The following is an 8,091-nucleotide window of genomic DNA, read 5'->3' as shown; positions in this document are numbered from 1 at the left end:
CCTTGTGCTACTTTCATATTTAACGAGTACGAGCGTTGAGCTAACATCATATCTGTAATAGCTGTCGCTAAATCAGTATTTGAACCTTCAAGGTAAAATTGCTGAATAGAACCGTCTGTTTGATCGTAATCTCCATTGTATGTAAACTTATTTCCTCCTACTGAAACCAAGTCGTCTGTGTTAGCAGGATTAAATAAAGCTATTTTCCCAACGAGTGTATTTCCGTTAGCTGTTTGGATATTAACGTCACCCGTTTTAGAAATACTAACGTCTCCTTCTGGCCATTGTTCAACTGGAATAGCCGCTTCAATCGCTAAACGATCGCCATTTCCATTCGTAATAGATTTATCTCCATTTAGTTGAAAAGCACCATCACGAGTTAAATAGAATTGATTCGTTGCGTCGGTTACTCCAAAAAAACCGTTACCTTCAATTGCTAAATGATAAGGGTTGGCATCAGAAATAAGCGAGCCTTGTCCATGATTTAATGTGGTGTACTCACTTTTTGTTCCTCTATTGATTGAACTATTTTGTGCCTCGTCAGATAAGAGTAGTTTTCCACTCTGCATATCATTCGTCAACAATTCATTAAAGCGAATATTTTTTGATTTGTAGCCTGTTGTATTGATGTTCGCTATATCATGTGATAAGGCATCCATTGATGTTTGAATCGCGTTTAATCCACTTTTACTAATACTTAAAGGTATGCTCATGTCCTTATCCTCCTAGACTCTTCCAATTTCATTAACAGATTTTTTTAAGGTTTCATCCGCTGCACTTAATACTTTTTGGTTCGCTCCAAATTCTCTAGAAACAAGCATTAAGTTCGTAATTTCATCAACGGTTTTTACGTTTGACGTCTCAATCATTCCTTGGAAAACGGTTGTCTCTCCATTGACTAATTGACCACCTTGTCCAGTATACAAAGTTCCGCCCATACTCGTTAATGCCGCTGGATCATCAAATTCTGTTAACATCAGTTGCAAGCCTGTTCCATTTATCCTGCCTGTACTGTCTACTGAGATGTCCGTTGTATTCATTTGAATAGGTGTTGGCTGGCCATTTGCGCCCCTACCCATTACACGGTGCCCATCTTGGTTCACTAGTTCACCATTTTCATTGGCTAAAAATTGGCCATTTTTAGTGTAATAGGTTTGTCCATCGTTCCCCGCTAATGTAAAAAAACCGTTTCCACTTAAAGCGAAATCTGTTTGAGAAGAGGTTCCTTTCAATCCACCCTGTTCAAAGTTTTTGTACACTTCATCTAGCTGATTGCCAAAAGTAAACCCACCTAGATTTTGCTGTTGGTCTAATTTAGGGCCACCTAGATGATTAACCATTGTCTTAGAAGCCAGCGTGCTTTGAATCAATTCTTGCGATTTGTATCCAGCTGTATTGATATTCGCAACATTGGCACTGATATTTTCTTGTCGTTTTTGTAAGACGTTAAAATTATGGCTAAGTGTATCTATGCTTCTAATCATCGTATTCTCTCCTCATTAACTCTCTTAGTTTCATTATTGTTTTGCCATGGATTTGTGAAACGCGTGGAACTGAGATGTCAAACACATACGCAATTTCTTTTAAGGATAATTCATCCACGTAATACATGTTCAAAATCATTTGTTCTCTTTTAGCCAATTGAGCAATATGCTCCGTTAAAAGACCTTGACGTTCTTTATTGGTAAGGACATCTTCCGTGTCCATTACTTGTTTGTCTTCTAAGAAATTAATCAGTTCATTTTCATTGCCATCATCACTAAACATCGCTTTCTCTAGTGATACAGAAGCTAGTTGATGAACGGTTTCGTGTATTTTAGATAATTGCTTTTCATTAATGTCTAACTCCTGACAAATTTCTAATTCTGTCGGTGTGCGCATCTTTAATTTTTCTAATTTTTCTTTCGCACGATAGTACTCATTTAATCGCGTTAATCTTGTTCTTGAGACAGGACCTGTTTTTCTGACCTCATCAATAATCGTGCCTTTGATTCTAATGTATGCATACCCTTCGAAAGGCACTTTTTTTGATTTATCAAACTTTTCAAGAGCATCCATTAACCCGATGACACCAATATTGTATAAATCACTGCGATCGTATTCGCTGCGTTTAATCTTCAGCCCGTTTACCACCTTTTCCACTAAGGGCAGGTATTTCATGATCTCTTTTTCTCGGTCATTTTCATAATACATCTGCTTTCCTCCTCATTTAGAAAATTTGTGGTTCTTGCATTTTTATATCATGCGTCAACTCTCAATCATCCCAACCGTTTCAATTACAACATCATTCGGAACTTCATTTAAAGATAAAACCGCTAAATCTGGAAAATTATAAGAAATCAAATTTTTCATGGCCGGTCTGATTTTAGGGGATGATAGCAGAACATGTGGGACACCACTCATTACCAATTGATTGTGTGTCGCTGTAATGCTATCAAATAGTTTTGTAACCCTATCTGGTTGAAGAACCGGGATGGAGCCAGCCGAAGATTTCTGAATGCTTCGGCTAATCATTTCTTCTGTATCAGGGAGAATGGTAACGACTTGTAATGTTCCATTGTCATCCAGATGAGGTTTAACTACTGTCCTATTTAAGGCTTGTCGGACATATTCTGTCAGCATTTCGGCTTCTTTAGTTGTATTGCCGTAATCCGCTAAGGTTTCTAAGATAGTCACTAAATCATTGATTGGTATATTTTCTTTCAATAAGTTTTGCAAGACTTTTTGAACTTCACCAAGTCTCAATATATCTGGGATTAACTCATCAATAACGACCCCGTATTTATCTTTGATGCCTTCTAATAATTGCTTAACTTCTTGTCTGCCTAATAATTCGTAACTTGATTTGTAGAGCGTTTCTTTTAGATGAGTTACCAATACTGTTAAGGGTTCAACAACTGTGTATCCTCTTAAATCCGCTGCTTCTTTATCCGATTCATTTACCCACATCGCATCTAAACCAAAAGCTGGTTCTTTTGTTGCGATTCCATTAAAATCAAAATCCGTTTCGCCAGGATCAACAATTAAAAATTTATCTAAATACAGTTCTCCCTTTGCAACTGTATTTCCCTTAATTTTAATTAAATAGTCATTTGCTCTGAGTTGTAAATTGTCTCTTATCCGAATTGGACTAAGCAAAATCCCTAATTCGTGAGCACTTTGTTTTCGGATATTTGAAATATGGTTCATCAAGTTGTTGTCTTGCGTATCATCCGCAATCGGAATCAATCCGTAACCAATCTCAACTGAAACCGGATCAACTTGAAACGAAGTAATGGATTCTTCCTCATTTCTTTCTTGTCGAGTACGCAAGGCTGCTTGACTCTTCATTTCATCTGATTTATCTTCTTCTTTTTGACTCTTTTCGTTTTCCATCGTTAAGTAGCCACTAACACCTGCTGCTAGACCTAACAGTAAAAATGGAATCGTTGGAAATCCAGGAATAATAGCAAATAAAATTAAGATTGTAGACAACATCATCATGACTTTTGGTGCACTGAATAATTCTTTTGCTACAACACTACCAAAACCTGTGCTGCTTCCTGAACGAGTTACCAAGATACCTGAAGCAACTGAAATCAATAGCGAAGGAATCTGACTTACCAACCCATCCCCAATCGTTAGTTTTCCGAATTGGTTTAAGGCTTCCATAACACCCATATCACTTTGGACAGTATGAATGACAATTCCACCGATTAAGTTAATTACTGTAATGATGATACCAGCTATGGCATCCCCTTTAACAAACTTACTCGCTCCATCCATTGCTCCAAAGAACTGAGTTTCTCGCTCTAAATCTGACCGTCTTTTTTTAGCGGTATCTTCGTCAATCAAACCTGAGTTCAAATCAGCATCAATAGACATTTGTTTTCCTGGCATAGCATCTAAGGTAAAGCGTGCCGATACTTCTGATACACGACTTGCACCGTTTGTAACAACCATTAACTGGATGATAACAATGATGATAAAGATAACGGCTCCGACGACAACATTGTTTCCAGCTACGAAATTGGCAAAGGTGTCAATAACCGATCCAGCTTCTCCGACGGTTAAGATTAGTCGAGTAGAAGAAATATTTAATGCTAATCTGAACATGGTGGTGATTAATAATAAGGTTGGAAAGGTTGAAAACTCTAATACGCTTTTAGAAAATAGAGTCAATAGTAATATAGTAATAGATAACGCAATATTGACAACCAACATAAAATCTAGTAAAAAAGATGGCAATGGAATAATAATCATTCCTAAAATAGCCACTACAAAAAAGGCTATTACTACATCTAATGATTTCGTTAGTTTTTCAAGTCTTCCCGTAAAAGCAGTTAACATCTCTTCGACTCCTCATCTTCTCAAACAATTTTAAATTTTGCGTTTCGTCATTTCTTCCATTTGGTAAACCAAGGCTAAAATTTCAGCAATCGCTTGATACATATCTACTGGAACGGGTTGTCCCACCTCAATTGATTTGTACATCGCTCTAGCTACTGGTTTGTTCTCTATAATAGGAACATGCGATTCTTTTGCTCGTTGTCTAATTTTAGCCGCTTGATGATCGGCTCCTTTAGCAACAATAATGGGGACTTCATCTTTTCCTTTTTCGTAACGAATGGCGATCGCTAAGTGAGTCGGGTTTGTGATGACTGCTGTCGCTGTTTCCACATCTGCCAATGAACCACTGGTCATTTGTCTATGGAATTGCTTACGCTTACCTTTGATTTGTGGATCTCCTTCACTTTCCTTGTACTCATCTTTCAATTCTTGCTTAGACATCTTCAATCCATTGCGGTAATCATAAACTTGGTACAGGTAATCTGCGATACCCAATACCAACAGCACCATTCCCAATTGGACACCTAAACTTTTAACTAATTCCATTACTAAAAAGAATAATTTTTCTGAACCCACATTGCTTGAGTTTATTACGTGGTTAATCGAAGATGAAATCATCAAGTACGCCATCCAAAAAACTAAACCCAGCTTCATAATGTTTTTCAACAAAGCAAACAATGTTTTCTTACTAAACATGTTCTTAAATCCACTAACTGGATTTATTTTTTTAATATCAAACTTTATGGCCGTAGCGGTAAAGAGAAAACCTGTTTGTAACATACTGGCTAATAGTGAGGCAATAAACCCAATAGCTAGAAAAGGCCCTGCTAATACAAGAGTAAATAGAATAGCTTTCATGCCGATATTGCCTAAGCTGTTTTCCATACCTACGACCGACAGTTCTTCTGATAAGTAAACTCTTAAGTATAAAAATCCTTGCCTTAATATGTATGGCCCTAAAAATGCCGATGCACCGGTAAAAACGATAAAGGTGATGGCAGAAGTTAAATCTTGGCTTTTAGCAATTTCCCCTTTTTTTCTTGCGTCTTTAAACTTCTTAGGACTGGGTTTTTCTGTTTTGCCATCTTTTTCTGCCATCTTTTCTCACCTCACGCTTTCGGTAACGACTGGATAAATTCATTGATATATTTCGTCATCATAGGCAATATATCTTGGATATTGCTTGATATCGCTGGCAACAATAATAAAATAAAAATGAAACTCGCAATGATTTTTAATGGCATCCCTAAGATCAGCACATTAATTTGGGGAACTGTTCGAGAAATTAACCCCAATACTACTTCGGTAAACAATGCCACAATCATTAAGGGCGCAGCTAAATTGATCGCTGATTCAAAAACGATTGAATACAACTTAACCATTCCTTCAACGCCAAATCCTCCTAAATTAGTGCTCTCGATTGGAACGGATTGGAACGTTTTTATGACGGTCTTTAATACTAAATGGTGCAAATCTGTAATAAAGAAAATACAAATCGACATCCAGTAATAAATTTTCCCGTAATAGGATGAACTTACGCCTAGTGCTGGGTCAAATACAGCCCCCATTTGAAAACCAACTTGGAAATCGACAAAGTTACCTGCCATCTCGATGGCTGAGAAGATTAACTTTGTGATAAAACCAATAGCTAATCCCAATAAAACTTCTTTTATAGCTAAAACAGCAAACACTTGCATGGTTACTTGTGCTGACAAAGCTTGGGTTACTGGATAAGCTGCTAGGGTTAATCCAGCAGATAAACCAATCTTAACTAGATTAGGCAGGCCTTTCATAGAAAATCCTGGACTAATCATAAAAAAGGCCGATATTCTCATTAAAATCAAAAGTGACGTTTGAACTTGAAGACCCGTAATCCCCTCAATCACAACTGAGCTATCATTTCGAATATTTTTTGGGTAAACCCAATCAACGCATTTAACATAAAGTTACCAAAAACGATTAACGAAACAACTACAGCTAATATTTTAGGAACAAAACTAAGTGTTTGTTCTTGTAATTGTGTCGTGGCTTGTAAGATACTGATTAATAATCCCACTACAAGAGCAATGATTAAGACTGGCCCAGCGACAACAATCATGGTCATAAATGCTTCTCTAATAATGTCTAGAACTTTTACTATTGTCATTTTACACCCCTATTGAAATCCTGTAACAAGTGATTCGATGACTAAATACCAACCATCAACCAAGACGAACAACAACAGCTTAAATGGCATCGAAATCATAACTGGAGATAACATAAACATCCCCATCGACATCAATATGCTGGCTACAACAATATCAATAACCAAGAATGGAATGAAAATTAAAAATCCAATACTGAAAGCTGTTCGCAATTCACTAATCGCAAAGGCTGGAATTACAATCGTTAAAGGTAAATCATTTAAATCATCTGGTTTTTTTGTTTCAGAAATATCTAAAAACAATTTGATGTCTTCATCTCTTGTTTGTCTATACATAAAATCTTTTAACGGTACTTCTGCTTTTTTAAAGGCTTCTTGGCCAGATATTTCTTCATTCAAATACGGCGTTAAAGCCTCATCTGCTACTTGCGTGTAAATGGGCTGCATGATAAAAAACGTCAAGAATAATGCGATACCTGTTAAGACTAAGTTAGGCGGATTTTGTTGTGTCCCTAATGAACTTCTTACAAAAGATAACACTACAATAATTCGCGTAAAACTCGTCGTTAATATTAAAAACGTTGGTGCCAAACTAAGTAAACCCATCAGTACATATAATTTCACAACATCTGACGTTCCATCAGATTGGTTTTCAATTGCACCAGTTAAGCCATCAATCAGACTTTCTGCTGAAACAGTTTGTGGAAAACTAAAGATGAGTAAAAAGAGGATAAAGCACAAACTGAATAGTACTTTTTTCTTCAAGTTTATTTCCTCTTTTCATAAAAATTTTGATACCGCGTTTGAAGCTCTTTAAACACTTGGATAGGCTTACCCTTAAATAGGTCAGGGGACTCTTGGTTACTTTCATCCAATTCTTGAGACTGAATAACAGCTTCCTTTTCAGATTCTGTTAACTCTCTAAGGATTTCATTACGCGTCTCCGTAAAACTCATGACATAATAAGTGCCCGCTATTTCTACAATACAAATAGATGAGCCTTTATTAATTGCTGTTCTTTCAATAATACGGATTGCTTTTCCTTTTTTTGTCATAAAAGTATTTAAGTATTTCAAACTATAGTTGGCAATAAATATAATCACCACTAAGGCTAAAATACTTTTAACCACGTACCCTAAACCTACACCCAATCCCATGTTTCAGCTTCCTTTCACTTTCTTTATTGCATAATAATATTCGTAATAAATATATCGCTAATAACTGGTTTTCCTAATGATTTATTGATTTGACTAATGAGTTCTTTTTTAAGAGCAATCAATTCTTGATCTTCTCCGAAAACAGTCTCTGATGTTTGTTTTCTTAATACATTAATAATGGCATTTCTGATTTGAGGAGTCTTAGCAACAATGACTTCTTGCGCATCTTTTTCATCGCTATAAACCGCTAATTCAATTTTAAGAAATTGTTCTTTTTTGCCTTTTTCTGACGTTAAGTTAATTAAAAACTCCTCCATCGGAACGGTTGTTTCTACTACTTTCTCTTCACTCAAGTTTTTCATAAACGCTTGAGCTTTTCCTGAAGTGAAACCAAAACTAATCACTCCACCAATAATCAATGTCGAAACAATGACTATGACCGGAAGAATCCACTTTTTTTTC

At 36.3% G+C, this 8,091-nt stretch carries 10 protein-coding genes; all 10 read right to left on the bottom strand.

What is annotated here, in order from left to right:
• On the bottom strand, window positions 1-713 hold a 713-nt coding region (locus WBF61_RS02610), incomplete at its 3' end, for a flagellar hook-basal body protein (protein WP_424253657.1).
• Window positions 714-725: 12 nt separating this feature from the next.
• Window positions 726-1,484, bottom strand: a complete 759-nt coding sequence (locus WBF61_RS02605) for a flagellar hook-basal body protein (RefSeq protein ID WP_424253656.1) — start codon at window positions 1,482-1,484, stop codon at window positions 726-728.
• The gene (locus tag WBF61_RS02600; protein WP_424253654.1) at window positions 1,477-2,193 is read right to left on the bottom strand and encodes a sigma-70 family RNA polymerase sigma factor; all 717 of its coding nucleotides are present in this window, start codon (window positions 2,191-2,193) and stop codon (window positions 1,477-1,479) included. The genes WBF61_RS02605 and WBF61_RS02600 overlap by 8 nt, the downstream gene beginning before the upstream one ends.
• A gap of 54 nt (window positions 2,194-2,247) precedes the next feature.
• Window positions 2,248-4,329 carry a flagellar biosynthesis protein FlhA gene (flhA, locus tag WBF61_RS02595; RefSeq protein ID WP_424253652.1) on the bottom strand — a complete coding sequence of 694 codons (2,082 nt, stop codon included), beginning with the start codon at window positions 4,327-4,329 and terminating at the stop codon, window positions 2,248-2,250.
• 30 nt (window positions 4,330-4,359) lie between these two features.
• Window positions 4,360-5,427 carry a flagellar biosynthesis protein FlhB gene (gene flhB, locus WBF61_RS02590; protein WP_424253650.1) on the bottom strand — a complete coding sequence of 356 codons (1,068 nt, stop codon included), beginning with the start codon at window positions 5,425-5,427 and terminating at the stop codon, window positions 4,360-4,362.
• A gap of 11 nt (window positions 5,428-5,438) precedes the next feature.
• Window positions 5,439-6,215, bottom strand: coding sequence for a flagellar biosynthetic protein FliR (gene fliR / locus WBF61_RS02585; RefSeq protein WP_424253649.1), 777 nt, complete (start codon window positions 6,213-6,215; stop codon window positions 5,439-5,441).
• Window positions 6,212-6,475: a flagellar biosynthesis protein FliQ gene (gene fliQ / locus WBF61_RS02580; RefSeq protein ID WP_424253648.1), complete on the bottom strand. Its 264-nt coding sequence runs from the start codon at window positions 6,473-6,475 to the stop codon at window positions 6,212-6,214. The genes fliR and fliQ overlap by 4 nt, the downstream gene beginning before the upstream one ends.
• Before the next feature lie 9 nt (window positions 6,476-6,484).
• Entirely contained in the window at window positions 6,485-7,243 is a 759-nt protein-coding gene (fliP, locus tag WBF61_RS02575) for a flagellar type III secretion system pore protein FliP (RefSeq protein WP_424253659.1), read from the bottom strand.
• On the bottom strand, window positions 7,240-7,629 hold the full coding sequence (locus WBF61_RS02570; RefSeq protein WP_424253646.1) for a flagellar biosynthetic protein FliO: 390 nt from the start codon (window positions 7,627-7,629) through the stop codon (window positions 7,240-7,242). Before WBF61_RS02570 ends, fliP begins: the two co-directional genes overlap by 4 nt.
• Window positions 7,630-7,652: 23 nt before the next feature.
• Window positions 7,653-8,091 (bottom strand): flagellar basal body-associated FliL family protein (locus WBF61_RS02565; protein ID WP_424253644.1); only part of this gene is annotated, 439 nt, incomplete at its 5' end.

The organism is Carnobacterium sp., from assembly GCF_049673005.1.
Classification (GTDB): Bacteria; Bacillota; Bacilli; order Lactobacillales; family Carnobacteriaceae; genus Carnobacterium_A.
This window is presented reverse-complemented; position numbering and strand designations above follow the sequence as displayed.

Coding starts and splice junctions, on each gene's coding strand:
- WBF61_RS02605 (WP_424253656.1), bottom strand. CDS start 1,484: ATGATTAGAAGCATAGATACACTTAGCCATAATTTTAACGTCTTACAA.
- WBF61_RS02600 (WP_424253654.1), bottom strand. CDS start 2,193: ATGTATTATGAAAATGACCGAGAAAAAGAGATCATGAAATACCTGCCC.
- flhA (WP_424253652.1), bottom strand. CDS start 4,329: ATGTTAACTGCTTTTACGGGAAGACTTGAAAAACTAACGAAATCATTA.
- flhB (WP_424253650.1), bottom strand. CDS start 5,427: ATGGCAGAAAAAGATGGCAAAACAGAAAAACCCAGTCCTAAGAAGTTT.
- fliQ (WP_424253648.1), bottom strand. CDS start 6,475: ATGACAATAGTAAAAGTTCTAGACATTATTAGAGAAGCATTTATGACC.
- WBF61_RS02570 (WP_424253646.1), bottom strand. CDS start 7,629: ATGGGATTGGGTGTAGGTTTAGGGTACGTGGTTAAAAGTATTTTAGCC.